The organism is Aeromonas sp. R6-2 (assembly GCF_040908155.1).
Classification (GTDB): Bacteria; Pseudomonadota; Gammaproteobacteria; order Enterobacterales; family Aeromonadaceae; genus Aeromonas; species Aeromonas schubertii.
In genome coordinates, this window is the sequence record NZ_JBFODE010000024.1 from 1 (window position 1) to 26,241 (window position 26,241).

Annotated in this window: 24 protein-coding genes and 2 tRNA genes; 17 read left to right on the plus strand and 9 right to left on the minus strand. The window is 60.6% G+C overall.

The genetic code is table 11. The features are described 5' to 3' along the window. Positions 1-126: 126 nt before the first annotated feature. The 3 genes from dxs to xseB are packed head-to-tail and all read right to left on the minus strand — an operon-like array spanning position 127 to position 3,152. Positions 127-1,986 carry a 1-deoxy-D-xylulose-5-phosphate synthase gene (gene dxs, locus AB5Y48_RS03170; protein WP_368163739.1) on the minus strand — a complete coding sequence of 620 codons (1,860 nt, stop codon included), beginning with the start codon at positions 1,984-1,986 and terminating at the stop codon, positions 127-129. A gap of 23 nt (positions 1,987-2,009) precedes the next feature. Next, positions 2,010-2,900 (minus strand): (2E,6E)-farnesyl diphosphate synthase, encoded by an 891-nt coding sequence (ispA, locus tag AB5Y48_RS03175; protein ID WP_060584207.1) that lies wholly within the window; start codon positions 2,898-2,900, stop codon positions 2,010-2,012. Continuing rightward, on the minus strand, positions 2,901-3,152 hold the full coding sequence (gene xseB, locus AB5Y48_RS03180; protein WP_050666835.1) for an exodeoxyribonuclease VII small subunit: 252 nt from the start codon (positions 3,150-3,152) through the stop codon (positions 2,901-2,903). It abuts the gene before it with no gap. 212 nt (positions 3,153-3,364) lie between these two features. Here xseB and pomA point away from each other — a divergent pair, with 212 nt between their 5' ends. From pomA to greA, 3 genes are all read left to right on the plus strand, one after another. Further along, positions 3,365-4,123, plus strand: coding sequence for a flagellar motor protein PomA (pomA, locus tag AB5Y48_RS03185; protein ID WP_050666834.1), 759 nt, complete (start codon positions 3,365-3,367; stop codon positions 4,121-4,123). Between the two features lie 5 nt (positions 4,124-4,128). Further along, positions 4,129-5,037 (plus strand): flagellar motor protein MotB, encoded by a 909-nt coding sequence (locus AB5Y48_RS03190; protein WP_050666833.1) that lies wholly within the window; start codon positions 4,129-4,131, stop codon positions 5,035-5,037. Positions 5,038-5,149: 112 nt separating this feature from the next. Then, positions 5,150-5,626, plus strand: a complete 477-nt coding sequence (gene greA, locus AB5Y48_RS03195) for a transcription elongation factor GreA (RefSeq protein ID WP_050666832.1) — start codon at positions 5,150-5,152, stop codon at positions 5,624-5,626. Between the two features lie 40 nt (positions 5,627-5,666). Here greA and AB5Y48_RS03200 read toward each other — a convergent pair whose 3' ends face one another. Together AB5Y48_RS03200 and yhbY are read right to left on the minus strand one after the other, a co-directional pair. After that, positions 5,667-6,251, minus strand: a complete 585-nt coding sequence (locus tag AB5Y48_RS03200; RefSeq protein ID WP_368163740.1) for a PilZ domain-containing protein — start codon at positions 6,249-6,251, stop codon at positions 5,667-5,669. Between the two features lie 103 nt (positions 6,252-6,354). Next, positions 6,355-6,651, minus strand: a complete 297-nt coding sequence (yhbY, locus tag AB5Y48_RS03205) for a ribosome assembly RNA-binding protein YhbY (RefSeq protein WP_050666830.1) — start codon at positions 6,649-6,651, stop codon at positions 6,355-6,357. A gap of 97 nt (positions 6,652-6,748) precedes the next feature. On the opposite strand from yhbY, the gene rlmE reads away from it, so the two are divergent. The 14 genes from rlmE (at position 6,749) to pnp (ending at position 21,405) form a co-directional block, all read left to right on the plus strand. Continuing rightward, entirely contained in the window at positions 6,749-7,378 is a 630-nt protein-coding gene (rlmE, locus tag AB5Y48_RS03210; RefSeq protein ID WP_050666829.1) for a 23S rRNA (uridine(2552)-2'-O)-methyltransferase RlmE, read from the plus strand. A gap of 45 nt (positions 7,379-7,423) precedes the next feature. Beyond that, positions 7,424-9,364, plus strand: coding sequence for an ATP-dependent zinc metalloprotease FtsH (gene ftsH, locus AB5Y48_RS03215; protein WP_050666828.1), 1,941 nt, complete (start codon positions 7,424-7,426; stop codon positions 9,362-9,364). A 65-nt stretch (positions 9,365-9,429) separates the two neighbouring features. Then, entirely contained in the window at positions 9,430-10,275 is an 846-nt protein-coding gene (folP, locus tag AB5Y48_RS03220) for a dihydropteroate synthase (protein WP_136612888.1), read from the plus strand. A 16-nt stretch (positions 10,276-10,291) separates the two neighbouring features. Further along, a complete protein-coding gene (gene glmM / locus AB5Y48_RS03225; protein WP_050666826.1) occupies positions 10,292-11,626 on the plus strand; it encodes a phosphoglucosamine mutase in 1,335 nt (444 codons plus the stop codon). 210 nt (positions 11,627-11,836) lie between these two features. Next, on the plus strand, positions 11,837-12,163 hold the full coding sequence (gene secG / locus AB5Y48_RS03230; RefSeq protein ID WP_050666825.1) for a preprotein translocase subunit SecG: 327 nt from the start codon (positions 11,837-11,839) through the stop codon (positions 12,161-12,163). 8 nt (positions 12,164-12,171) lie between these two features. Next, positions 12,172-12,256: transfer RNA gene (locus AB5Y48_RS03235), tRNA-Leu, on the plus strand. 89 nt (positions 12,257-12,345) lie between these two features. Continuing rightward, positions 12,346-12,422 (plus strand) — tRNA-Met (locus tag AB5Y48_RS03240). 163 nt (positions 12,423-12,585) lie between these two features. Continuing rightward, entirely contained in the window at positions 12,586-13,044 is a 459-nt protein-coding gene (gene rimP, locus AB5Y48_RS03245; protein WP_050666824.1) for a ribosome maturation factor RimP, read from the plus strand. Between the two features lie 14 nt (positions 13,045-13,058). Beyond that, on the plus strand, positions 13,059-14,555 hold the full coding sequence (gene nusA, locus AB5Y48_RS03250) for a transcription termination factor NusA (RefSeq protein ID WP_050666823.1): 1,497 nt from the start codon (positions 13,059-13,061) through the stop codon (positions 14,553-14,555). 25 nt (positions 14,556-14,580) lie between these two features. Beyond that, positions 14,581-17,274: a translation initiation factor IF-2 gene (gene infB, locus AB5Y48_RS03255; protein ID WP_050666822.1), complete on the plus strand. Its 2,694-nt coding sequence runs from the start codon at positions 14,581-14,583 to the stop codon at positions 17,272-17,274. Positions 17,275-17,328: 54 nt separating this feature from the next. After that, on the plus strand, positions 17,329-17,757 hold the full coding sequence (gene rbfA / locus AB5Y48_RS03260; RefSeq protein WP_005347492.1) for a 30S ribosome-binding factor RbfA: 429 nt from the start codon (positions 17,329-17,331) through the stop codon (positions 17,755-17,757). Between the two features lies 1 nt (position 17,758). Further along, entirely contained in the window at positions 17,759-18,712 is a 954-nt protein-coding gene (gene truB, locus AB5Y48_RS03265; RefSeq protein WP_050666821.1) for a tRNA pseudouridine(55) synthase TruB, read from the plus strand. 121 nt (positions 18,713-18,833) lie between these two features. Further along, entirely contained in the window at positions 18,834-19,103 is a 270-nt protein-coding gene (rpsO, locus tag AB5Y48_RS03270) for a 30S ribosomal protein S15 (protein ID WP_050666820.1), read from the plus strand. Positions 19,104-19,260: 157 nt separating this feature from the next. After that, the gene (pnp, locus tag AB5Y48_RS03275) at positions 19,261-21,405 is read left to right on the plus strand and encodes a polyribonucleotide nucleotidyltransferase (protein ID WP_368163741.1); all 2,145 of its coding nucleotides are present in this window, start codon (positions 19,261-19,263) and stop codon (positions 21,403-21,405) included. A 73-nt stretch (positions 21,406-21,478) separates the two neighbouring features. Here the strand turns inward: pnp and AB5Y48_RS03280 are convergent, their stop codons facing one another. The 4 genes from AB5Y48_RS03280 to AB5Y48_RS03295 form a co-directional block, all read right to left on the minus strand. Then, positions 21,479-23,563 (minus strand): alpha-amylase, encoded by a 2,085-nt coding sequence (locus tag AB5Y48_RS03280; RefSeq protein ID WP_368163742.1) that lies wholly within the window; start codon positions 23,561-23,563, stop codon positions 21,479-21,481. Positions 23,564-23,724: 161 nt separating this feature from the next. Then, the gene (locus tag AB5Y48_RS03285; RefSeq protein WP_060584230.1) at positions 23,725-24,870 is read right to left on the minus strand and encodes a hypothetical protein; all 1,146 of its coding nucleotides are present in this window, start codon (positions 24,868-24,870) and stop codon (positions 23,725-23,727) included. Next, positions 24,870-25,241: a GtrA family protein gene (locus AB5Y48_RS03290; protein WP_050666816.1), complete on the minus strand. Its 372-nt coding sequence runs from the start codon at positions 25,239-25,241 to the stop codon at positions 24,870-24,872. The genes AB5Y48_RS03285 and AB5Y48_RS03290 overlap by 1 nt, the downstream gene beginning before the upstream one ends. Further along, entirely contained in the window at positions 25,238-26,227 is a 990-nt protein-coding gene (locus AB5Y48_RS03295) for a glycosyltransferase family 2 protein (RefSeq protein WP_050666815.1), read from the minus strand. Before AB5Y48_RS03295 ends, AB5Y48_RS03290 begins: the two co-directional genes overlap by 4 nt. Positions 26,228-26,241 lie beyond the last annotated feature (14 nt).

The window sequence follows — 26,241 nt, forward strand, 5'->3', positions numbered from 1 at the left end:
GATGCGCATAAAAAATCCGAAACCAATCAATAGGTTTCGGATTTTCACACATCAGAAGGATCGGTCAATGGATCCTTAACTGATCGGCATTAGGCCCTTGGGGCCCGTCTTCGTACATCCGGCCAATCAGGCCAGGTAGCGCTCGATGGCGATGCGAATGCCGTCGCCGTCGAGGCCGAGCAGGGCGTAGATCTCCTCCTGGGTGCCCTGCTCGACGAAGCGGTCAGGCAGACCCAGGTTGAGTACGGGGCGCAGCAGTCGCTCGCGCATCAGGAACTCATTGACCGCCGAGCCGGCGCCGCCCTGAATGGCGTTGTCCTCGACCGTGACCAACACCTCGTGGCGAGCGGCCAGGTCCCGCAGCAGCACCTCGTCCAGCGGCTTGACGAAACGCATGTCCACCAGGGTGGCGTCCAGCGCCTCGGCGGCGATCCGGGCCTGGGTGAGCAGGGTGCCAAAGGCCAGGATGGCCAGCTTGCTCCCTTCACGCACGACGTGTCCCTTGCCGATGGGCAGGGTCTCGAGATCCTGGCCTGCCTCGATGCCGGTACCACAGCCGCGGGGGTAGCGCACCGCAGCCGGGCCATTGTGGTGATAACCGGTGGAGAGCATCAGGCGGCACTCACGCTCGTCGGACGGGGTCATGATCACCATGTTGGGCACGGTGCGCAGGAAACCGATATCGAACGCTCCCTGATGAGTCGGACCATCGGCACCCACCAGACCGGCACGATCGATGGCAAACAGCACCGGCAGGTTCTGCAGGGCCACGTCGTGGATCACCTGATCGTAGGCGCGCTGCAGGAAGCTCGAATAGATGGCCACGACCGGTTTCTTGCCTTCGATGGCGAGACCGGCGGCGAAGGTGACCGCATGTTGCTCGGCGATGGCCACGTCGAAGTAGCGGCCCGGGTACTGCTGGCTGAACTTGACCAGTCCCGACCCTTCGCGCATGGCCGGGGTGATGCCGATGAGGCGCACATCCTGGGCGGCGGTGTCGCACAACCACTGGCCGAAGATGGCGGAAAAGCTTGGCTGGCCGCCACTCTTGGGCAGGGCACACTCGTCCGGGTTAAATTTTGGGACACCGTGATAGCCGATGGGATCTTTCTCGGCCGGCTCGTAACCCTTGCCCTTCTTGGTCTTGACGTGCAGTAGCTGGGGCCCCTTGAGGCTGCGCATGTTGCGCAGGGTCTCGATGAGGGCGTCGATATCGTGACCGTCGATGGGACCTATGTAGTTGAAGCCGAACTCCTCAAACAGAGTGCCCGGGACCACCATTCCCTTGAGGTGCTCCTCGGCCCGTTTGGCCAGCTCTTTGACCGGCGGCATGCCGGAGAGCACCTTCTTGCCCCCCTCGCGGATCGTGGTATAGAGCTTGCCGGACATGAGGCGAGCCAGGTTGTTGTTGACGGCTCCCACGTTTTCGGAGATGGACATCTCGTTATCGTTGAGGATGACCAGCATGTCCTTGTGCACGTCACCGGCATGGTTGAGGGCCTCGAAGGCCATGCCGGCGGTGAGGGCGCCATCGCCAATGATGGCGACCACCTTGCGTCCCAGCGCCTCTTCCTCGGCGGCGACGGCCATGCCCAGTGCGGCACCGATAGAGGTGCTGGAGTGGCCAACCGACAGCACGTCATACTCGCTCTCGCCGCGCCACGGGAAGGGGTGCAGGCCATCCTTCTGGCGGATGGTGTGCATGCGATCCCGTCGTCCGGTCAGGATCTTGTGGGGATAGGCCTGGTGGCCCACGTCCCACACCAGGCGATCGAACGGCGTGTTGTAGACGTAGTGCAGGGCCACCGTCAGCTCGACGGTGCCGAGGCCCGAGGCAAGATGGCCACTGGAGCGGCTCACCGAGCGCAGCAGGTATTCACGCAGCTCGTTACAGAGCAGGGGAAGGCGCTCGCGGGGGAGAGATCTCAGCTCGATCGGGGTATCGGCCAAGGCCAGGTTGGGATAGTGGTTGATGTCGACGCTCATGTTATTTGAATCGTGTCCAGCGTTCAGTGGGTTCGTTCGACTATGTAGTCGGCGAACGCTTCCAGAATGTCCGTATTGTAGGGCAGGGAGTGCAGCGCCGTTAAGGCGCGTTGGTGCAATTCGCGGGCCAGCTCACGGGCGCCCTCTATGCCGATGAGGGCCGGGTAGGTGCTCTTCTCATGGGCGAGATCGGATCCTTGTGGCTTACCCAGGGTCGCGGTATCCCCGACGATATCGAGGATGTCATCCTGTACCTGGAAGGCGAGACCAATCGCGGCTGCATAGTCGCGCAGGGCGGTCAGGGTTGCATCATCCATGTCGGGGCGGCACAAGGCTCCCAGCGTGACGGCGCAGCGGATCAGGGCACCCGTCTTGTGGCGATGGATCGCCTCGAGTTGGGACAGGCCCAGTTGCTGACGCTCTCCTTCCATGTCCAGTGCCTGACCACCGCACATCCCCCCATAGCCGGAGGCCTGTGCCAGTTCGGCCACCATTCTGACTCTATTGGGCATCAGGTCGGCAGGCATGGGGTGCTCGGCGAGGATGGAGAAGGCCAGGGTCTGCAATGCATCGCCGGCGAGGATCGCGGTCGCCTCATCGAACGCCTTGTGGACCGTGGGCTGACCGCGACGCAGGTCATCGTCATCCATGGCCGGCAGATCGTCGTGAATGAGTGAGTAGGCGTGGATGCACTCCACGGCGGCGGCGGGACCATCCAGCACCTGCGGGCTGACTCCCAGCATCTCGCCCACCGCGTAGACCAAAAAGGGGCGAACGCGTTTGCCGCCGAGCAGCAGGCCGTGTGACATGGCCTGCTTGAGGCGCGGGGCGATCAGGGGAAGGGTATCGAGGTGGGCCTGCAGAGCCCGATCGATACGAGCCCTGTGCTGCTCGGTAAAGGGTTCCAGAGACACTCAATCCTCTCCTTGCTCGGGTCTGAACTCGGTCAGCGATGTCTGGCCGTGGTGGTCGCTCATCAGGATCTGGATCTTCTGTTCTGCTTGTTCCAGCTTGGCCTGGCCGGCGCGCACCAGATTGATGCCCTGCTCGAACTGCTTGAGTGCTTCCTCCAGGGGCAGGGAACCTTGCTCCAACTGTTGAACAATGGTTTCCAACTCCGCCAGGGTGGCATCAAAACTCAGGCGATCACTCTTTTTGCTGGCCATCTTGGTCCTCTGGGGGTGAAAAAACGCCTTATAGTAACACCAGAGTGGACGTCGGGGGAGGCTGAAAGCGGCGGGCGGGTTAAACTCAGAAAGCTTGGTGCCGATACAGGTGAGCCAGCCGGTGCAGAGGCGACAGGGCTTTGTCACCTGTTGTACATTACGTATTAAATTCAAATAACTACTGTTTTTCTTGGGCCGACAGGAGCAGCGACGTGGATCTGGGCAGTTTAATCGGGGTTTTGCTGGGATTTGGGGTGGTGATCTACGGCATGCTGCTGGGTGGTCCGGTGAGCATGTATGTGGATGTGCCCTCCGTCATGATCACCATCTTCGGTTCACTCTTCATCGCCATGATGAAGTTCAATCTGGGACAGTTCCTGACTTCATTCAAGGTGGCCGGCAAGGCCTTCATGTACAAGAGCGACAAGCTCGAAGAGCTCATCGCCAAGTCGGTGGAGCTGGCCGATGCGGCCAGAAAGGGGGGCTTTCTGGCGCTGGAGGCTGCCGAGATCCCCAACTCCTTCATGAAGAAGGGAATCGACATGTTGGTCGACGGCCATGACGCCGATGTGGTGCGCTCTGTGCTGGAGAAGGATATCGAGCTGACGGCCGAGCGCCACTCCATCGCCATCAAGGTGTTCAAGACCATAGGTGACCTCGGTCCTGCCATGGGCATGATCGGTACCCTGGTCGGCCTGGTGGCCATGCTCTCCAACATGAGCGATCCCAAGTCCATCGGCCCGGCCATGGCGGTCGCTCTGTTAACGACCCTCTACGGGGCCATCGAGGCCAACATGCTGGCTCTGCCTATCGCCGACAAGCTGGACCTGCGCAGCGGAGAGGAGAAGCTGGCCCGCTGCCTTATCCTCGATGCGGTGATGGGGATTCAGGATGGCCAGAATCCCAGGGTCATCGAGGCCATGCTGAAGAATTATCTCAATCAGTCCAAGCGTGATGTGGGCGGGGAGTAATCCATATGGCCGACTGCAAGTGCCCACCACCCGGCCTGCCCGCCTATATGGGGACCTTTGCCGATCTCATGTCCCTGCTCATGTGCTTCTTCGTGCTGTTGCTCTCGTTTGCCGAGATGGATGTGCAGAAGTTCAAGCAGATTGCGGGATCGATGGAGAAGGCCTTCGGGGTGCAAAATATTCTGGAGGTCAAAGATATTCCCAAGGGAACCTCGGTGATCGCCCAGGAGTTCAGACCTGGCCGTCCCGAGCCGACCCCTATCGATACCGTGATGCAGCAGACGGTCGACCTGACCCAGACCGAACTCGATTTCCAGCCCGGCAAGGAGGACACCTCGGGCGGGCAGAAGAATCAGGATGGCTCTGAGGCCGGTGGCCGTGGGCAAGAGGTGGCTGCCAGCGCCAGCAGCAACGCCGAGGCACAGGCACAGTCCAATGCCCTGGCCCAGCAACTGGCGCAGCAGTTGAACGACCAGATCAAGGATGACTCCATCGAGATCGAGGCGCTGGGCCAACAGGTGATCATCCGCATTCGTGAAAAGGCGGCCTTCCCGGCGGGCTCCGCCTTCCTGCAGCCCCAGTTTTGGCCGGTGATCACCAAGGTCGCCCGACTGCTCAAGGATGTACCGGGTGAGATTACCGTCTCCGGCCATACGGATAACAGTCCCACCTCGAACGAACTCTATAGCTCCAACTGGGATCTTTCGACCCAGCGTGCCGTGGCGGTGGCGCACCAGATGATCAAGGTTCCGGGTTTTGGCCAGGATCGCCTGGTGGTGCAGGGAATGGCCGATACCCATCCCCTGGTGCCCAATACCACGCCCGAGAACCGGCGCATGAACCGGCGTGTCGAGATTGCCATCATGCAGGGCAAACCCAAGGTGAGTGAGCCCCTCTCCGTGCCTGCAGAGTGACCGTTTCGACTTGGATTTGTGGGAGCGACATATTAAGATGCCCTCCCACAACCCGTGACAGCGGCCGGTTTCCGGCGGCTGTCTCTCTCTTTATGTAACCCAGGTTTCGACTATGAATCATACTCCGATGACTGTGCGCGGCGCCGAGAAGCTGCGTCAAGAGCTTGAACATCTCAAGACCGTGTTGCGCCCGCAGATTATCGAAGCCATTGCCGAAGCGCGTGAGCACGGCGATCTGAAGGAGAACGCCGAGTACCATGCGGCCCGGGAGCAGCAAGGGTTCTGCGAAGGCCGGATCCAGGAGATCGAGAGCAAGCTCTCCAATGCTCAGGTGATCGATGTGACCAAGATTGCCAACAATGGTCGTGTCATCTTCGGGGCTACCGTTACCCTGCTCAAGGTGGAAGAGGATGAAGAGGTCACCTACCGCATCGTGGGTGACGACGAGGCGGATATCAAACAGAACCTCATTTCGGTCAACTCCCCCATCGCCCGCGCCTTGATCGGCAAAGAAGTGGATGATGTGGCCGTGGTGAAAACCCCGGCTGGCGATGTGGAGTACGAGGTACTCGACGTCCAGTATCTCTGAGTCGGCAGAGAGTGATGCGGGGAGCCCAGGCTCCCCGTTTTTACTCGTTATCGCCGCTGCCCGGGAAGACCCGTTGGTGATGCCGAAACAGCCAGCCTTGCAGCCGTTGTCGCTTATCGGGGTCCAGAGCGAAGTGCAGTGCCCAGTGGCCGGGCTCTGTCGTTGGCCTGATCCAGACCCCTTCGAGGGGAAGCGGATCCATCCCCTCCAGCTCCAGGGTAGCGCTGAACGTCTCACCGGTTTTCGGGGTGAAATGGGTTACATCGACCTGTAATCCCTGTTCCGAGAGCTCGTATACGGCCCAGTGCCAGGGGCCTGCCTTGAGGATGGCTTTCTGCTGCGATCGCCAGGGCCTTGGATGGTCGCCACCGAGTTCCTCGATGGCCGGGGCGGCCAGGGTGGGAGTGAGTTCGCCCTCCGAGTGAGCCTCTAGGCTCAGGGGGAAACGGAGTCGGTGATCGGCAACCTCGGCCTCCAGCGTCAAGCGCCGGGAGCGCTGTAACAGAGAGAGTAAGGCCGGAGGAAGTTGGCCATGCAGCAATGAACCGACCTCTGTACGGGGGGCTTCGAAGCCCTCCAACAGCATGGCCAGTTCATCGGGGGTCAGGTGTGACGCGCCGCTCATGGTTGTCTCCCGGACTGCATTCATCACAGGTTAAGAGGCGTGGCGCTAGCTTGGCAACCGCTTTATGCAGGTAGAAAGGGCAAGGAGAGAGCGGGCTCTCTCCTTATTTGCGGGGCAGGGCGATCTTGGGTTCTTGTGCCTGGCGATAGATAGTCAGGATGTGGCCCATGGTCTGTACCTTGATGGCGGCAGTCTCGCGCACGATGGCATCGAAAATCAGCTGCTTGGTCTCGCGATCTGAGGTCGCAACCTTGACCTTGATCAGTTCATGATGGGCGAGTGCCACATCGATCTCGGCCAGCACGCCTTCGGTCAGGCCATGTTGCCCGAGCAGGACGACCGGCTTGAGGCTGTGGGCGAGTCCTTTCAGATACTGTTTCTGTTTGTTGTTCAGCGTCATGGCAATTTCTTCGTCAATCAGGGTTGAAAGGGGCGTATTCTAACCCCACTTAGCCCTCAATAGTAATAACCCTCGCGGTTTTTTGAAGTCGGATATCATGACCCAGAAGAAACGTTCCGCCAGCTCTACGCGCTGGTTGAAAGAACACTTTGATGATCAATATGTTAAAAAGGCCCAGCAGAGGGGGCTGCGTTCGCGCGCCGTGTTCAAGCTGGAAGAGATTCAGGGCAAGGACCGCTTGCTCAAGACAGGCATGACGGTGGTGGACCTCGGTGCGGCCCCCGGCAGCTGGTCCCAGTATACCGTCGATCTGGTGGGGGAGCGTGGGCGTGTCATCGCCTGTGACATCCTGCCTATGGATCCCATCGCCGGTGTCGATTTCCTGCAAGGGGACTTCAGGGAGGATAGTGTTCTCACTGCCCTGCTGGAGCGGGTCGGCCCCGACAAGGTGGACGTGGTCATGTCTGACATGGCCCCCAACATGAGCGGCGCACAGCAGGTGGATCAGGCACGCTCCATGTATCTGGTCGAGCTGGCGCTGGACATGTGCCATCAGGTGCTACGTCCCGACGGAGCCTTCGTGGTCAAGGTGTTTCAGGGGGAGGGGTTTACCTCCTATCTGGATGAAATGAAAAAGATTTTTAAGGCCGTCAAGATTCGCAAGCCAGACTCATCAAGAGCCCGTTCACGGGAAGTCTACATTGTGGCTACCGGTTTTAAACTGTAGTACCCTAACTTTTGTCGTTAACTGTCAGTCTGCGAGGTTACGGATTTGAGTGACATGGCGAAAAATTTAATCCTGTGGCTGGTTATCGCCGTCGTTTTGATGTCGGTGTTCAACAGCTTCAGCCCCAGTGATACCGCCGGACGACAGCTGGATTACACCAGTTTCGTCAAGGAAGTGACCCAGGAGCAGATCCGTGAAGTGCGGATTGACGGTAAGGTCATCAATGGGGTCAAACGCAGTGGTGAGCGTTTCCTGACCGTGATCCCGGCCCAGGATGACCAACTCCTCAACGATCTCATCAATCACAACGTGAAGGTTGAGGGGGTCAAGCCGGAAGAGCCCTCGCTCATCACCTCTATCTTCATCTCCTGGTTCCCCATGCTGCTGCTGATCGGGGTCTGGGTCTTCTTCATGCGCCAGATGCAGGGCGGCGGTGGCAAGGGTGCCATGTCGTTTGGCAAGAGCAAGGCTCGGCTGATGAGTGAAGATCAGATCAAGACCACCTTTGCCGACGTTGCCGGCTGTGACGAGGCGAAGGAAGAGGTCAAGGAGCTGGTGGACTACCTGCGCGATCCCAGCAAATTCCAGAAGCTGGGCGGCAAGATCCCGACCGGCGTCTTGATGGTGGGTCCTCCCGGTACCGGTAAGACGCTGCTCGCCAAGGCGATTGCCGGTGAGGCAAAGGTGCCTTTCTTTACCATCTCGGGCTCCGACTTCGTCGAGATGTTTGTGGGTGTCGGTGCCTCCCGGGTGCGTGACATGTTCGATCAGGCCAAGAAGTCCGCCCCCTGCATCATTTTCATCGATGAGATCGATGCGGTCGGTCGTCAGCGCGGTGCCGGTCTCGGCGGTGGCCATGACGAGCGTGAGCAGACCCTCAACCAGATGCTGGTCGAGATGGACGGCTTCGAAGGTAACGAAGGCATCATCGTCATCGCAGCGACCAACCGTCCGGACGTATTGGATCCGGCACTGCTGCGTCCTGGCCGCTTTGACCGTCAGGTCGTGGTAGGCCTGCCGGATGTGCGCGGTCGTGAACAGATCCTCAAGGTGCACATGCGTAAGGTGCCGTTGGCCGATGACGTCAATGCGGCGCTGATCGCCCGCGGTACTCCCGGGTTTTCCGGTGCCGACCTGGCCAACCTGGTGAATGAGGCCGCTCTCTTCTCTGCCCGTGAGAACCGCCGCGTGGTCTCCATGGCCGAGTTTGAGAAGGCCAAGGACAAGATCATGATGGGGGCCGAGCGCCGCTCCATGGTGATGAAAGAGTCCGAGAAGGAGATGACCGCCTACCACGAGGCCGGGCACGCCATTATCGGTCGCCTGGTGCCGGATCATGACCCGGTTTACAAGGTCTCTATCATTCCCCGTGGCCGCGCCCTCGGTGTGACCATGTACCTGCCGGAGCAGGATCGCTGGAGTCACTCCAAGCAGCATCTGGAGTCCATGATCTCCAGTCTCTACGGTGGCCGTCTGGCGGAAGAGCTCATCTATGGTGCCGAGAAGGTATCGACCGGTGCCTCCAACGACATCGAGCGCGCCACCGATATCGCTCGCAAGATGGTGACCCAGTGGGGGATGTCCGAGCGTCTCGGTCCCATGCTCTATGCCGAAGAGGAAGGGGAAGTGTTCCTCGGCCGCAGCATGGCCAAGGCCAAGCATATGTCCGACGATACCGCTCGCATCATCGATGCCGAGGTGAAGCAGGTGATCGATCGCAACTACGATCGTGCCAAGCAGATGCTGATCGACAACATGGATATCCTTCATACCATGAAGGATGCCCTGATGAAGTACGAGACCATAGACGCCAAGCAGATCGACGATCTGATGGCCCGTCGCGAGGTCCGGGCTCCCAGCAACTGGCACGACGAACACGGTGACACGCCTCAGGGCGGTACCCCTGCCGATGCCGAGCCTGCCACACAGGGCAGTGCCAAGCCGGAGAGCGACATCAACAAGGCCAACGATCTGCCGGCCCAGTAAATCGCACATCATCAACCCCGGGCTTGCCCGGGGTTTTCTTTTTCCCCAAGACATGAAGGATTTATATGCTGCTGGAAAGCAAGGGTCTGCACCTCTCCCTCGAGCGGCCCCATGTGATGGGCATTCTCAATGTAACCCCGGATTCATTTTCCGATGGCGGACGTTGGCATCATCTGGACAATGCCCTGGCTCATGCCCGCGAGATGGTTGCCCAAGGGGCGACCCTGATCGATGTGGGTGGGGAGTCTACCCGCCCAGGCGCCCCGGATGTGAGCGAGCAGGAGGAGCTGGATCGGGTCATCCCTGTGATCGAGGCCCTCTCTGCCGAGCTGGAGGTGTTGATCTCCCTCGACACCTCCAAGGCGGTGGTGATGCGTGAGGGTTGCCGCGCCGGCGCTCATCTCATCAACGATGTGCGCGCCCTGCAGGAGCCGGGGGCTCTGGCTGCAGCGGTTGAGGCGGCGGTGCCTGTCTGTCTGATGCATATGCAGGGGCAACCGAGGACCATGCAAGTGGCCCCTCACTATGAGGATCTGCTCGCAGAGGTCGCCATCTTCTTCGAGCAGCGTATCGAGGCCTGTCTTGAGGCGGGTATCCCGAGGGCGCGGCTGCTGCTCGACCCCGGTTACGGCTTTGGCAAGAGCCTGGAGCACAACTATCAGCTTCTGGCGAGACAGGATGAACTGTTGGGGCTGGGAGTGCCGCTCTTGGTGGGGATGTCGAGAAAGTCTATGATAGGCAACCTGCTTGAACGTCCTGTCTCCGAGCGTCTCTCTGGCAGCCTGGCCTGTGCCGTGCTGGGGATGCAGAAGGGGGCCCGCATCATCCGCGTTCATGACGTACAACCCACCATGGATGCCCTGCGTGTCGCCTGGATGACCATGACGGGTCACGATTTTTATTCCGAGTAAGACGAGTACAACAATAATGGCAAGAAAATACTTTGGCACCGACGGTGTGCGCGGGAAGGTGGGTGACTATCCGATCACCCCCGAGTTTGTGATGAAACTGGGTTGGGCCGCCGGCAAGGTGCTCTCCAAGAAAGGCACCAAGAAGGTGCTGATCGGCAAGGATACCCGCATCTCCGGCTATATGCTGGAGGCAGCGCTGGAGGCGGGTCTTTCCGCCGCCGGTCTCAAGGCCACCCTGCTTGGCCCCATGCCGACTCCTGCCGTCGCCTACCTGACCCGTACCTTCCGTGCCGAGGCGGGTATTGTCATCAGCGCCTCCCATAACCCCTACTACGATAACGGCATCAAGTTCTTCTCTGCCGATGGCACCAAGCTGCCTGACGAGGTTGAGCTGGCCATCGAGGCCGAGCTTGATCACCCTCTCACCTGTGTCGATTCGGCGCTGCTGGGCAAGGCGGTGCGTATCGAAGATGCCGCCGGCCGCTACATCGAGTTCTGCAAGAGCACCTTCCCCTCCAAGTTGAATCTGGATGGGCTGCGCATCGTCGTCGATTGTGGTCACGGGGCGACCTATCATATCGCCCCCTCTGTGTTCCGCGAGCTGGGTGCCGAGGTGATCGCCATGGGTTGCGAGCCAAACGGTCTCAACATCAATGAAGGTGTGGGCTCGACGGCACCGGATGCCCTGGCGGCCAAGGTGATCGAGAGCAAGGCCGACCTCGGGGTTGCCTTCGACGGCGACGGTGACCGTCTGGTGATGGTCGATCACACGGGCTACATCATAGACGGTGACGAGATCCTCTATATCATCGCCCGCGATGCCCTGCGTAATGGCCGACTCAAGGGAGGGGTGGTCGGTACCCTGATGGCCAACATGGGCCTGGAGCTGGCGCTGCAGACCCTGGGCATTCCGTTTGCCCGCGCCAAGGTTGGGGATCGCTACGTTCTCGAGATGATGGAGGAGAAGGGGTGGCGCATCGGGGGTGAGAACTCCGGCCACATCATCTGTCTTGATCAGACCACCACGGGTGACGGTATCGTGGCGGCCCTGCAGGTGCTGGGGGCCATGCGTGCCGCCGAGATGCCCCTGGCCAAGCTGCGCTCCGGTATGTCCAAGTTCCCCCAGATCCTGATCAACGTTCGTTATGGGGAAGGACAGGATCCTCTCTCCTCCGAGGCGGTACAGGGGGAGGTTGCCCTGGTTGAGCAGGAGCTGGCCGGTCGCGGCCGTGTGCTGCTGCGCAAGTCAGGCACCGAACCCCTGATCCGGGTCATGGTGGAAGGGGAGCACGAAGATCAGGTGCGTGCGATGGCAGAGCGGATCGCCGAACGGGTAAAATCGGCGATCTAATCACCAGTCGAGGCGGCTTTTTAGTCGCCTTGATTGTATCTTGTTCAAACGATTCAAAAACTTCAAAAAAGTGCTTGTCAGTGCGGTGGGGGGTCGATATTATCTGCCTCGCTTTCGCAAGGGAGTGAGGATTCAAGCCTGCCGCGAGTAAGCGACGAGGTGATGAAAACCTGGTAGGGTGGTGACCCTCCTTCCGAAAAGGTAAGTGAAATGTACGAAATTCTGTTGGTTCTTTATCTGTTGGTGTCTCTGGGTCTGATTGGCCTGGTGATGGTTCAGCAAGGTAAGGGAGCTGATATGGGTGCCTCCTTCGGCGCCGGGGCATCGAATACCATCTTCGGTTCCTCCGGTTCAGGTAACTTCCTGACCCGTACAACTGCGATTTTGGCTACGCTGTTTTTCGTGATTAGTCTGGTGCTTGGCAACATGTCTACTCACAAGGGAACTCAGGGTAGTGGTTGGGAAAACCTGCAACAACCTCAGCAGGTTGAGAAGACCGAAGCGCCGGTAAAGAAAGACGCTGACGTCCCCAACTAAAGGTTTATGCCGTGGTGGTGAAATTGGTAGACACGCTATCTTGAGGGGGTAGTGCCCTAGGGTGTGCGGGTTCGAGTCCCGCCCACGGCACCAATTGAAGTGACCTCAGCCTGAGGGTTGAGGAAGCCAGTCAAATCTTGAACCTGAGTTTTGACATGGCTATAATCTCGCACGATTTCGGACGCGGGGTGGAGCAGCCTGGTAGCTCGTCGGGCTCATAACCCGAAGGTCGTCGGTTCAAATCCGGCCCCCGCAACCAAATTTCACGCATCCCATTGCTCAGGGTGCGGTCGCTGCGAGGCGACAATCAGGGTAAAGCGCCAAGCCCCGATTTGATATCGGGGCTTTTTGTTATGTGTGTTTTACGCTGACCTGATCTGACATGGGCTTTATGCCCTTTTTTTGTTTTTCGGAGGGTGACTTTGGCTACGTTGGAACAACGTTTGACCGAGCTGCTCGAGGCGCCGATCCAGGCCCTGGGCTTCGAGTTGTGGGGCATCGAGTTTGTGCGCGCCGGCAAGCACTCCACCTTGCGTGTCTTCATTGACAGCGAGAATGGGGTTTCTGTCGAAAACTGCGCCGAGGTGAGTTATCAGGCGGGGGCTCTGCTCGATGTAGAGGATCCCATCAGCGAGGAGTATTACCTCGAAGTCTCCTCACCCGGGCTGGATCGACTCCTGTTCAAGGTCGCCCATTACGAGAAATACATTGGCCAGGAGGCGGCGGTAACGCTTCGGATGGCAACAAATAACCGCCGCAAGTTCAAAGGCGTAATCAAGTCTGTCGAGGGGGACATGATCACCTTGACGGTAGATGGTAAGGACGAAGTGCTGGCTTTCACCAATATCCAGAAAGCCAACATAGTTCCGCACTTTGGTTAACGAGGCTTTTCCACATGAATAAAGAGATTTTGCTGGTCGTTGACGCCGTATCCAACGAGAAGGCCGTTCCCCGCGAGAAGATCTTCCAGGCGCTGGAGACTGCTCTGGCCACCGCGACCAAGAAAAAATATGAAGGCGAGATCGAAGTGCGCGTCGCCATCGATCGCAAGACCGGGGATTTCGACACCTTCCGTCGCTGGAAAGTCATTGCCGACCAGGCCGAGATGGAAAACCCGTACGCCGAGATCACCCTGGAAGCCGCTCAGGTCGAAGAGCCCGAGATTCAGGTGGGCGAGTACGTTGAGGATCAGATCGAATCTGTCACCTTCGACCGTATCACCACCCAGACTGCCAAGCAGGTGATCGTGCAAAAAGTGCGCGAAGCCGAGCGTTCCCAAGTCGTCGAGCAGTTCAAGGATAAAGAAGGCACCATCATCAGCGGTGTGGTCAAGAAGAGCAACCGCGAGAACGTGGTGCTGGATCTGGGCAGCAACGCCGAAGCCGTTATCTTCCGTGATGACATGCTCCCGCGCGAGACCTTCCGCCCGGGTGACCGTGTGCGTGGTCTGCTCTATGCCGTGCGTCCCGAGGCCCGTGGCTCCCAGCTGTTTGTCAGCCGCTCCAGCCCGGATTTCCTCAAAGAGCTGTTTCGCATCGAAGTGCCGGAGATCGGCGAAGAGATGATTCAGATCATGGGCGCCGCCCGCGATCCGGGCTCCCGTGCCAAGATCGCCGTCAAGACCAACGATCGCCGCATCGATCCTATCGGTGCCTGTATCGGCATGCGTGGTGCCCGTGTCCAGGCCGTCTCCGCGGAGCTGGGTGGCGAGCGTGCCGACATCGTGCTGTACGATGACAATCCGGCCCAGTATGTGATCAACGCCATGGCGCCGGCCGATGTGGCCTCCATCGTGGTCGATGAAGACAATCACACCATGGATATTGCCGTCGAAGCGGCCAATCTGGCCCAGGCCATCGGCCGTAACGGTCAGAACGTGCGCCTGGCTTCCCAGCTGACCGGTTGGGAGCTCAACGTCATGACCGTCGAGGACATGCGTGCCAAGCACCAGGCCGAGAACGACCGCATCATGAACCTCTTCACCAGCACCCTGGATATCGATGACGATTTCGCCGAGATGCTGATGGAAGAGGGCTTCTCCACCCTGGAGGAGATCGCTTACGTGCCGGTCAACGAGCTGCTCGCCATCGACGGTCTGGACGAAGACATGGTCGAAGAGTTGCGCGGCCGTGCCAAGGCAGCCCTGACCACCAAGGCCCTGGCCAGCGAAGAGTCCAAGGAAGCCGTCGAGCCGACCGAGGAGCTGCTGGCTCTCGAAGGGCTCTCCACCGCCGTCGGTTATGCCCTGGCGGGCCGTGGTATCGGCACCCTGGAAGACCTGGCCGAGCAGGGCATCGACGACCTTGCCGATATTGAAGGGCTGACCGCCGAGAAGGCCGGTGAGCTGATCATGGCTGCTCGCAACATCTGCTGGTTCGGAGAGCAGTCCTAAGTACGAGATCAACGGAGGTATATGAATGGCAGAAGTATCAGTAAAACAACTTGCCACTGACATCGACACGCCGGTTGATCGTCTTCTCCAGCAGTTTGCTGCGGCCGGTATCGACAAGAGCAAGGCCGATGACATGGTTAGCGAGTCCGAGAAACAGGCTCTGTTGACCCATCTGAAGAAGCAACACGGTGAAGAGGCGAGTGCCGCCCCTGCCCGTATGACCTTGCAGCGCAAGACCAAGAGCACCCTGAGTGTTCAGGGGACTGGTGGCAAGAGCAAGGAAGTACAGGTAGAGGTGCGCAAGTCTCGCACCTATGTAAGACGCTCGGCGCTGGAAGAAGAACAGCGTCAGGAAGCCGAAGAAAAAGCGCGTTTGGAAGCGGAAGAGAAGGCTCGTCGCGAGGCCGAAGAAAAGGCTCGCAACGAGGCGGAAGAGAAGGCTCGCCGTGTGGCTGAGCAGGCTCGCCTGGAAGCTGAGGAAAAGGCGCGTATCGAGGCAGAGAAAAAGGCTCGCCAGGCTCAGCAGCAGCCAGCGAACGCAGCCGATAGCAAAGCTCAGCAAGAGGCAGAGAAGATGGCCAAGCGCGAAGCAGAAGAACTGAAGCGCCAACAAGAAGCGACCGCCCTTCAGAAGGCGGAAGAACTGGCAGCCAAGAAGGCGGAAGAAGCCCGCCTGATGGCTGAAGAGAATGCGGCCCGTTGGGCCGAGGAAGAGGCCAAGCGTGCCACCGAGAGCGGAGACTACCACGTCACCACCTCCATGCATGCCCGTGCCGCCGAAGACGAGCAGGACAGCAAGGAAGAGAGCCGTCGCCGTGGTGCTACCGCCGCCAAGGGGCCGAAGAAGACCGGCCGCCGCGACGATGACCGCGACGATCGCAACCCGCGTGCTCGCAAGGGCAAGCGTGGCAAAATGGCCACCCCGAACGCCATGAAGCACGGCTTCAACAAGCCGGCTGCCGCGGTCAACCGTGACGTCATCATCGGCGAGACCATCACAGTGGCCGAGCTGGCCAACAAGATGGCCGTCAAGGGCGTTGAAGTCATCAAGGTGATGATGAAGATGGGTGCCATGGCCACCATCAACCAGGTGATCGACCAGGAGACCGCTCAGCTGGTCGCCGAGGAGATGGGTCACAAGGTGGTGCTGCGTCGTGAGAACGAGCTGGAAGAGGCGGTGCTGTCCGATCGTGACGAGACCTCCGAAGCCAAGCCGCGTGCGCCGGTCGTCACCATCATGGGTCACGTCGACCACGGTAAGACCTCCCTGCTGGACTACATCCGTAAGGCCAAGGTTGCCGCAGGCGAAGCCGGTGGCATTACCCAGCATATCGGTGCTTACCACGTTAAGACCGAAAGCGGCATGATCACCTTCCTGGATACCCCGGGTCACGCGGCCTTTACCTCCATGCGTGCTCGTGGTGCCAAGGCGACCGATATCGTGGTCCTGGTGGTGGCGGCGGACGACGGCGTGATGCCGCAGACCATCGAAGCCATCCAGCACGCCAAGGCGGCCGGTGTGCCGCTGGTTGTTGCGGTCAACAAGATCGACAAGCCGGAAGCGGATCCGGATCGCGTCAAGACCGAGCTGGCCCGCTACGACGTCATGTCCGAAGACTGGGGTGGTGACTGCCAGTTCGTGCACGTCTCCGCCAAGTCCGGTCAGGGCATCGACGACCTGCTGGAGGCCATTCTGATCCAGTCCGAAGTGCTGGAGCTCAAGGCCGTGGTCGACGGCATGGCCAACGGCGTGGTCATCGAATCCTTCCTCGACAAGGGTCGTGGCCCGGTTGCCACCGTACTGGTGCAGGAAGGTACCCTGCGTCAAGGCGACATCGTGCTGTGTGGCCTCGAGTACGGCCGTGTGCGCGCCATGCGTGACGAGCTGGGCAAAGAGATCAAGGAGGCTGGTCCCTCCCTGCCGGTCGAGATCCTGGGTCTCTCCGGTGTTCCCTCTGCCGGTGACGAAGCCACCGTCGTGCGTGACGAGAAGAAGGCCCGTGAAGTGGCTCTCTATCGTCAGGGCAAGTTCCGCGAGGTCAAGCTGGCTCGCCAGCAGAAGGCCAAGCTGGAGAACATGTTCGCTAACATGACCGAAGGCGAAGTCTCCGAGGTGAACGTGGTCCTGAAGGCCGACGTACAGGGTTCCGTGGAAGCGATCTGCGACGCCCTGGTCAAGCTCTCCACCGACGAGGTGAAGGTGAAGATCGTCGGCTCCGGTGTCGGTGGTATCACCGAGACCGACGCCACCCTGGCGGCCGCGTCCAGCGCCATCCTGGTGGGCTTCAACGTCCGTGCCGACGCCTCTGCCCGCAAGGTGATCGAGGCCGAGAGCCTGGATCTGCGCTACTACTCCGTCATCTATGATCTGATCGACGAAGTGAAGCAGGCCATGAGCGGCATGCTGGCGCCGGAGTACAAGCAGGAGATCATCGGTCTGGCCGAAGTGCGCGACGTGTTCAAGTCGCCCAAGTTCGGTGCCGTTGCCGGTTGTATGGTCACCGAGGGCGTGGTCAAGCGCTCCAACCGTATCCGTGTGCTGCGTGACAACGTGGTCATCTACGAAGGCGAGCTGGAGTCCCTGCGTCGCTTCAAGGATGACGTCAACGAGGTCAAGAATGGCTACGAGTGCGGCATCGCGGTGAAGAACTACAACGACGTCCGCGTTGGCGACCAGATCGAAGTCTACGAGACCGTGGAAATCAAGCGCTCTCTGTAATTCGAAGGTTCAAGATGGGGGGCTGCGGCCCCCCTTTATCGCAGGTGTAAAAACATGGCGAGAGAATTCAGTCGGACCCGTCGGGTCGGACAGCAGATCCAGCGTGAAATCGCGCTGATCCTGCAACGTGAGGTGAAAGACCCGCGTTTCGGCATGGTGACCGTCTCTGACGTAGAGGTCTCCCGTGACCTCAACTATGCCAAGGTATATGTCACCTTCCTGCAGCTCGACAACGATCCCGAGCGCATCAAGGAGGCCCTGACCGCCCTCGGTGAGGCCGCCGGCTACATCCGTAGTCTGCTGGGCAGCGCCATGCGTCTGCGCGTGGTGCCCGAGCTGCGCTTCTTCTATGACGAGACCCTGGTGGAAGGGATGCGCATGTCCAACCTGGTGACCAACACCATCCGTGAGGACAAGCGTCGCATGGCCGAATCCGGTCGTGAGGACGATGTGGCGGATGACACAACTGAGGATAACGCCTGAGATGTCTCGTAGACGTCGTTTCAAGGGCCGTGAGGTTCACGGCATCCTGCTGCTCGACAAGCCGACCGGCCTGACCTCCAACGATGTGTTGCAGAAGGTCAAGCGTATCTATAACGCCGCCAAGGCGGGCCACACCGGTGCCCTGGATCCCCTGGCCACCGGCATGTTGCCCATCTGCCTTGGTGAGGCGACCAAGTTCTCCCAGTTCCTGCTGGACGCCGACAAGCGTTATCAGGTGACCGCCAAGCTTGGCGTGCGCACCAACACCAGCGACGCGGACGGGGAAGTGGTCAGCGAGCGTCCGGTCAATGTGGCTACCGGTGACATCATTGAGGCGCTGGACAAGTTCCGTGGCCCCATCATGCAGGTGCCGTCCATGTACTCGGCGCTCAAGCACAACGGTCGCCCGCTCTATGAGTATGCCCGCGAAGGGATCGTCATCGAGCGCGAGGCTCGTCCCATCACCATCTATGAGCTCAAGCTCATCAGCGTGGAGGGAGACGAGATCAAGATGGAGGTGCACTGCAGCAAGGGTACCTACATCCGCTCCCTGGTGGACGATCTCGGTGAGCTGCTCGGCTGTGGCGCCCACGTCACTGCCCTGCGTCGCACTCAGGTGGCCAGCTATCCGTACGATCGAATGCTGACCCTGGAGCAGCTCGAGTGCATCCTGGAGCACGCCCGTGCCCAGACAGTGCCGCCGCGCGAGCACCTGGATCCGCTGCTGCTGCCGATGGACACCGCCGTGGCCTCCCTGCCCGAGGTGAATCTGCTGCCGGCGGTGGCCGCCTACGTCAATCAGGGCCAGGCGGTCCAGGTGGCGGGGGCACCCCAGAGCGGTCAGGTGCGCATGACGGTCGGACCCGAGCGCGAGTTCATCGGCGTTGGCGAGATCGATGACGATGGCCGCGTGGCACCCCGTCGTTTGGTTCGCCTCGGCGCTGACGAAGAGTAATTTTCGGCGGGTGTCATGCAGCGTTGCCAAGTGCGGCAAAGATGGTATGATACCGCCCTCATTTCACGGCTGAATTAGAGATCGGCTGTGAACCTTTAAACACTCTAGCTGGAGTAGACACATGTCTCTAAATGCTGAAATCAAGGCTCAGATCGTAGCCGAACACGCTCGTGGCGCCAACGACACCGGTTCTCCGGAAGTTCAGGTTGCCCTGCTGACTGCTCAGATCAACCACCTGCAAGGCCACTTCAAGCAGCACGCCAAAGACCACCACGGTCGTCGCGGTCTGCTGCGCATGGTTTCCCAGCGTCGTAAGCTGCTGGACTACCTGAAGCGTAAAGACAACGCTCGTTACGCCGCGCTGATCGCCAAGCTGGGTCTGCGTCGCTAATCGACCGCACGATTTCGTTGGAAAAGGGGGAACCGTCAGGTTCCCCCTTTTTTCGTTAAGGCGCATCAAGCGTGCGGTTGCACCGCTTACCTTTTAATTCGAATCAAGTATACTTGTGCGCGAATTTGAAAGGCCAAATTGATAAAAGGAAATTCACGTGAATCCTACCGTTAAGTCATTCCAGTACGGTCAACACACCGTTACTCTCGAAACCGGCATGATGGCCCGCCAGGCCACCGGCGCGGTCATGGTCAGCATGGACGACACCTGCGTGTTCGTCACCGTGGTAGGCAAGAAGGAGGCCGACGCCGGTCGTGACTTCTTCCCGCTCACCGTCAACTATCAGGAGCGTACCTACGCCGCCGGCCGTATCCCGGGTGGTTTCTTCCGTCGTGAAGGCCGTCCGAGTGAAGGCGAGACCCTGATCGCCCGCCTGATCGACCGCCCGATCCGTCCGCTGTTCCCGGAAGGCTTCCTCAATGAGGTTCAGGTAGTGGCCACCGTGATGTCCGTGAACCCGCAGGTGTCTCCGGACATCGTTGCCATGATCGGCGCCTCTGCTGCTCTGGCCGTTTCCGGCATTCCTTTCAATGGCCCGATCGGCGCAGCCCGCGTCGGTTACATGAACGGTCAGTACCTGCTGAACCCGACCATGAAGGAGCTGGAAACCAGCCTGCTGGATCTGGTCGTTGCCGGTACCGCCAGCGCCGTGCTGATGGTGGAGTCCGAGGCCTCCGTGCTGCCGGAAGACGTCATGCTGGGCGCCGTGGTCTATGGCCACGAGCAGATGCAGACCGTCATCGCTGCCATCAACGAGTTTGCCGCCGAAGCCGGTGCCAAGCCGTGGAACTGGGTGGCTCCGGCCGTTAACCAGGCGCTGAAGGACAAGGTTGCCGAGCTGGCCACCGCCGAGCTCGGCGAAGCCTACCGCATCACCGAGAAGGCCGTGCGTTACGAGACCATCGGTGGCATCAAGCAACGTGTCATCGAGCAGCTGATCGCCGCCGACGAGACCCTGGACCCGAAGAAGATCGGCGAAGAGTTCCACAATCTGGAAAGCCGCATCGTTCGTGGTCGTGTGGTGCGCGGCGAGCCGCGTATCGACGGTCGTGACCCGCACATGGTGCGCGCCCTGAACGTGGCCACCGGCGTGCTGCCGCGTACCCACGGCTCTGCCCTCTTCACCCGTGGTGAGACTCAGGCCATGGTGGTTGCCACCCTGGGTACCGAGCGCGATGCCCAGAACATCGACGAGCTGACCGGCAATCGTGCCGACCGCTTCATGCTGCACTACAACTTCCCGCCCTACTGCGTCGGCGAGACCGGCATGATGGGCAGCCCCAAGCGCCGCGAAATCGGCCACGGTCGTCTGGCCAAGCGTGGCGTTGCCGCCGTGATGCCGAGCGCCGACGAGTTCCCGTACGTGGTGCGTGTGGTGTCTGAGATCACCGAATCCAACGGCTCCTCCTCCATGGCCTCCGTCTGTGGTACTTCCCTGGCCCTGATGGACGCCGGTGTGCCGATCAAGGCCTCCGTTGCCGGCATCGCCATGGGTCTGGTGAAGGAAGAAGACGGCTTCGTCGTGCTGTCCGACATCCTGGGTGACGAAGATCACCTGGGCGATATGGACTTCAAGGTTGCCGGTACCACCGAGGGCGTGACCGCCCTGCAGATGGACATCAAGATCGAGGGTATCACCAAGGAGATCATGGAGATCGCCCTGAAGCAGGCCCGTGACGCGCGTCTGCACATCCTGAAGGTGATGGATCAGGCTATCAACGCCCCGCGCGACGAGATCTCCGATTTCGCTCCGCGTATCCACACCATCAAGATCAGCCCGGAGAAAATCAAGGACGTCATCGGTAAGGGTGGCTCCGTGATCCGTGCCCTGACCGAAGAGACCGGCACCAACATTGAGCTCGATGACGACGGTACCGTGCGTATCGCCGCCGTGGATGGCGATGCCGCCAAGGAAGCCATTCGCCGCATCGAAGCCATCACCGCCGAGGTGGAAGTGGGCCGCATCTACGAAGGTAAGGTCGTGCGTCTGGCCGACTTCGGTGCCTTCGTCAACATCCTGCCTGGCAAGGATGGTCTGGTGCACATCTCCCAGATCACCGAAGAGCGCGTGCAGAACGTGGCCGACTACCTGAACATCGGTGACATGGTCAAGGTGAAGGTGCTGGAAGTGGACCGTCAGGGTCGCGTGCGCCTCTCCATCAAGGAAGCCAACGCCGAGGCCGCCGCGCCGGCTGCCGAAGCTGCACCTGCCGCTGCCGCCGAAGAGCCGGCTGCCGAGTAAGGCATGCCCAAGAAGAAGCCGCCCGATTGGGCGGCTTTTTTTATCTCTGCTTGCCAGGAAGGCCGCTGCAGGCTTATGAGCGACCGGCGAAGACCACCACCACCTTGTCTTCTCCCTGCTCTCGCACGAAGGCGTAGGGCGCGCCGGAGAGCTTCCGGTGGCTGCCGGCGGCGATGGCCGGATGGGCGGCACGGAACTGACCGAGCTTCTGCCAGTGGCGCAGCAAGCCCGCCTTCTCACCCTGGCCGAGCTCGCCCCAGTTCATGTCGGCGCGCAGGGCCTGATCGAACACGCCCCCATCCTTGGCCAGACCCCGGCCAGACTCGTCACCATAGTAGACCTGCACCCCGCCCGGCAGCAGCAGGAAGCTGTTGGCCACCCGCTTTTGCAGACCCACGTCCTGATAGTCCCCGAAGAAGAGCTTGGTATCGTGGGAGGAGATGTAGCTCAGCACGTTGAAGCTTGCATCGCCGTTGATGCGCCTGGCGTAGGAGGCATAGGTCTCCTCGGCCTGGCTCATGCACTGGGCATGGGTAAGGGCGCCTTCTCTCTGGTAGTCGAAGTTGATGACCGAGTCGAAGCCGTTGTCGTACCAGAGATCCTTGCTCACCCCGTGATCCCACACCTCACCGACCATGTAGAAGGGGAGATCGTCGATCTTCTTGTCGGGGTTGGCCGCCTTCCACTCCCGGAGCGCCTCGCTGCCCGCCTGTTTCAGCCTGGCCCAGACGGCGGGCTCCAGATGTTTGACCGTATCACCCCGAAAGCCGTCGATACCAAAGCGGCGTACCCAGTCGGTGTGCCAGGCGATGAGGTAGTCGCTCACGCTCGCATTGGGAATGGTTCTGGCACGGGTGTCGGCCTTGTGTTTGAGAAACTCGGGCAGATCCACCGCCTTGGTGGACTCGGTGAGAAAATCGGGCAGTCCGGCCACCGATCCCTGCACGTCGTCGTTACCCGGCTTGGGGTAGCCTGGCAGGTCGGCACGCACCCAGTCGGCGCCCCACCACCGGCTCCAGTCGTTCGACTGGTAGTTGATAAACTGGTTGTAGCCATGCCAGTTGAGGCCGCCGCTCGGGGTCCAGCTGTTCCAGCGCGCCGGCAGCTTGCCGCGCTGCGCCGTGAGGGAGGCAAGATCGAGATCCTGCAGATCCCCCAGGGTGGCGTAGCCGGCGTGGTTCATCACCACGTCCAGTATGATGCGCAGACCGCGTTTGTGGGCCTCGTCCACCAGGGTGCGCAGGCTCTCCTCGTCCCCATAGTTGGGATCGATTTTGGTGAAGTCGAGGGCCCAGTAGCCGTGGTAGGCATAGAAGGGGAAGCTCCCCTGCTCGCCACCACCGATGAAGGCATGCACCTGCTCCACCATAGGAGTGATCCAGATGGCGTTCATGCCGAGGCTCTTGATGTAGTCGAGCTTCTCGGTCAGCCCCTTGAAGTCGCCGCCGTGCCAGGTGGCCACCTCGTCCTTGCCATCCTTCTGGCGGCCGAAGCTGTGGTCGTTGCTTGGGTCTCCGTTGTGGAAGCGGTCGGTCAGGAGGAAGTAGACGCTGGCCTGATCCCAGCTAAAGGGGGCCGGCTTGGCCTGGGTGACCGGCTCGAGCAACAGTATGCCTTCGCTGCTGGCCGCCGGGGTCAGGGTGATCTTGCCCCCCTGCACCACGGCCTCCTGGCCCGAGTAGGCATCCCGCAGCCGGGTGCCGTCCGGCCAGACGCCCTCGAGGGGGGTGGTGACCGGCCCCCCGTCCCACTTGCTGCAGGGCACCTCGGGCGGAGCGCGTTTGACGACCGTCTTCTTGGTGGCGCGCAGCACCTTGAGGGTGGCGTGCGCCTGATCGAAGGTGAACTCATACTCCCCCGGCAACATGACCCGCAGAGTGAAGCTCTGATCTTTGGCGCAGTCGCTCATGGGTTGGGCGGTGCCGAAGGGCAGCGGCCCGCTCTGGTTCGGGCCATAGGTGCTGCCACAGCTGTGCCCCGCATCGGCAATCTGAATGCGGTAGCTCCCCTTGGTGAGGGAGTGAACCAGCTTGCCGTCGGTAAAGGGGGTGGCGACTTGAGTGCCATCCACAGTCAGAAAAAGAGGCGTCCCGGCATGGGTCGCGGCGGGCAGCGCCGACAGCAGGGCCAGGCAGAGCGGGGTGAGTGAGGGGCGCATAGACCATCCTTTGATGCAGGCGATAAATGGGGTTTGGCCCATTCTAGGCAGCACAGTGCTCAAGGGGGGACTGGCAGGATGCGGAACTGTGAGCCGCCTTGAAATGACAACGGTTTCAAGGGGATAGAAAAAAACGGGGCCCTTCAGGACCCCGCTTTGGTTTAGACGGTAAAGAACTTGGCGTTGACGAAGGCGATGGCGATAAAAGAGGCCACCATGCCGCTCACGGCCAGCACGGCGGGGCGAATGGCCGGCCAGCGCTCGGTGATGAGGACGATGGCCAGCAGGGTCGGGTAGAGGCCAAACATGTAACGCGGTATGGCGTTGAGGCCCGTCATCAGGGGGATGGTGCAGCAGATAAACATCAGGGTCCCCTCTGCCCAGCGCTTCTGGCTGAAGAGCCAGAGGTTCAGGGCCCAACCGAACATCACCATGATGGAGAGATAGAGTTTGCGCCCCCCCAGCTCGAAGCCGGTCAGCCACCAGTCGATAGGGTTGTCCATCCCCCGTCCCCATGCCACCTGGATATGTTTGAAGGCGAAGGCATCACCGGTGAGGTGGTAGAGATAGAACATGTAGGCAAACAGGCCAAGGGGGATCAGCCAGAGGGCAAAGACCACCTTGAAGGCGTTCTCGGTGAAGCGGAAGAACTCGCGCCAGCCGTAGGCCTGCAGGGCCAGGATCAGCACCGGGAAGACCATCATGACGCCGAGGTTGCGGGTCCCCGAGATGAGCACACCGATGAGGCCGACCAGGATCCACTGCTGCCGGTAGGCAAACAGGAACATGAGCAGCATAAAGAGCATGAACATGGGTTCGGTATAGCCCGAGACGAAGTAGGCCGAGAAGGGGGAGAAGGCCAGCAGCCAGACCCCGAAGCGGGCACTCCCTTCGCTCAGTTTGAGCTGGCGAAGTACCAGCAGCATGGCTGGCAGGGCGAGGAAGAAGGCAAGGTTGGCGACCAGCATCAGGGCGGTCAGGGAGTCGCCCCCGAGCAGGTCCGAGACCAGGCTGCTCAGCATGGGATAGAGAGGCATGAAGGCCCAGTTGGCGGCATTGCCCTTGCTCAGCCAGCGGGGATAGAGATCGTAGCCGTTCTCTATGATGCGCATGAACCAGACGCAGTCGAACTGGCAATAGGCCTGGAGCGGTCCCAGCTCGGGGTTACCGTAGAGCTGGACGCCGGCATAGGCCAATCCATAGAGGGCGATGCGGCTCAGCAGGAAGGCGGCAATCACCAGCCACCAATCCTGGCGGCTGAGTCGCAGGGAGGGGCGGTAGGGCCCCGTCAGTGCAAGGTCACTCATCAGGCAAACACCCAGATTCGGGAGAGAAGATAGGTCAGTACGGTCACGGTCAGGGTCGCTATCACCACAGGCAAGAGGCCAGCCAGGCCACCCCACAGCAAGGCACTGAGGATCAGGTTGCGCACCGCCAGGGAGAAGAGGGCGACCAGCAGAAACTTGCTGGCGGCACCCTGTTTCTGGAAGGTGATGTAGCGGTGGCCGAAGAAGGAGAACCAGAAGGCCACGGCGAAGGCCAAGGTGGTCACCAGATGCTCAGAGATGCCGGGCCAGAGGTGGAAGAGGGCGAACGAGGTGCCCAGATCCACCAGGGTGGCGCCACCACCGACGAAGCCAAAGCGTACCAGACGCCAGAACTCATCACGGGAGATCATGCGGCGCCCTGCTCCTCGTCGCTCTCGGCGGCACGGCGGGCATACTCACCGTAGACGCCTTCGATGAGGTAGACAGGGCGCTGTTTGACTTCGACAAACATGCGACCGATGTACTCACCGATCACCCCGAGGGAGATGAGTTGGATGCCACCGAGGAACAGCACCACCGACATCAGGGAGGCATAACCGGGCACGTCGATGCCGAAGAAGAGCACCTGGGTGACGATCTTGATGATGTAGAGGAAGGCGAACAGGGAGATGGTGACCCCCACATAGCTCCACACCCGCAGGGGCCAGCTGGAGAAGCTCAGCAGACCGTCGAGGGCGAAGTTCCACAGCTTCCAGTAGTTGAACTTGGTCTCGCCGGCGTGGCGGGCCGGACGCTCATAGGGAACGCCCACGGAGCGAAAGCCCGCCCAGGCAAAGAGCCCCTTCATGAAGCGGTTGCGCTCGGGCAACTGCTTGATCGCTTCGACCACGCGACGGTCGATGAGGCGGAAGTCCCCCGCATTCTCCGGCAACTTGGTCTGGGTGGAGAGGGCGTTGAAGAAGCGGTAGAAGCCGCCGGCGGTGAGGCGCTTCAAGGGGGTATCGGCGCTGCGATCGACCCGGATGCCGTAGACGGTATCGTAGTCACCGCTCTGCCACAGCTTGACGAACTCGAGGATGAGGGCAGGCGGATCCTGCAGGTCCACGTCCATGGGCACCACCGCATCCCCCTGGGCGTGATGCAGACCGGCGGTCAGCGCCGCCTCCTTGCCGAAGTTGCGGGCCAGGTTGACCAGGGTGACGCGCGGGTCGCGGGCAATTGCCTGCTCGACCACTTCACGGGTGCGGTCACGGCTGCCATCGTTGACGAAGACGATCTCCAGCTGCTCCTTGAGGGGGGCGAGCTCGTTGTCGATGGCGGCGATGAAGGCATCGATACTCTCTTCCTCGTTGTACACGGGGACGACCAAGGAGAGTCGGAAAGAAGTATTCGACATGGGTGACATCCTTA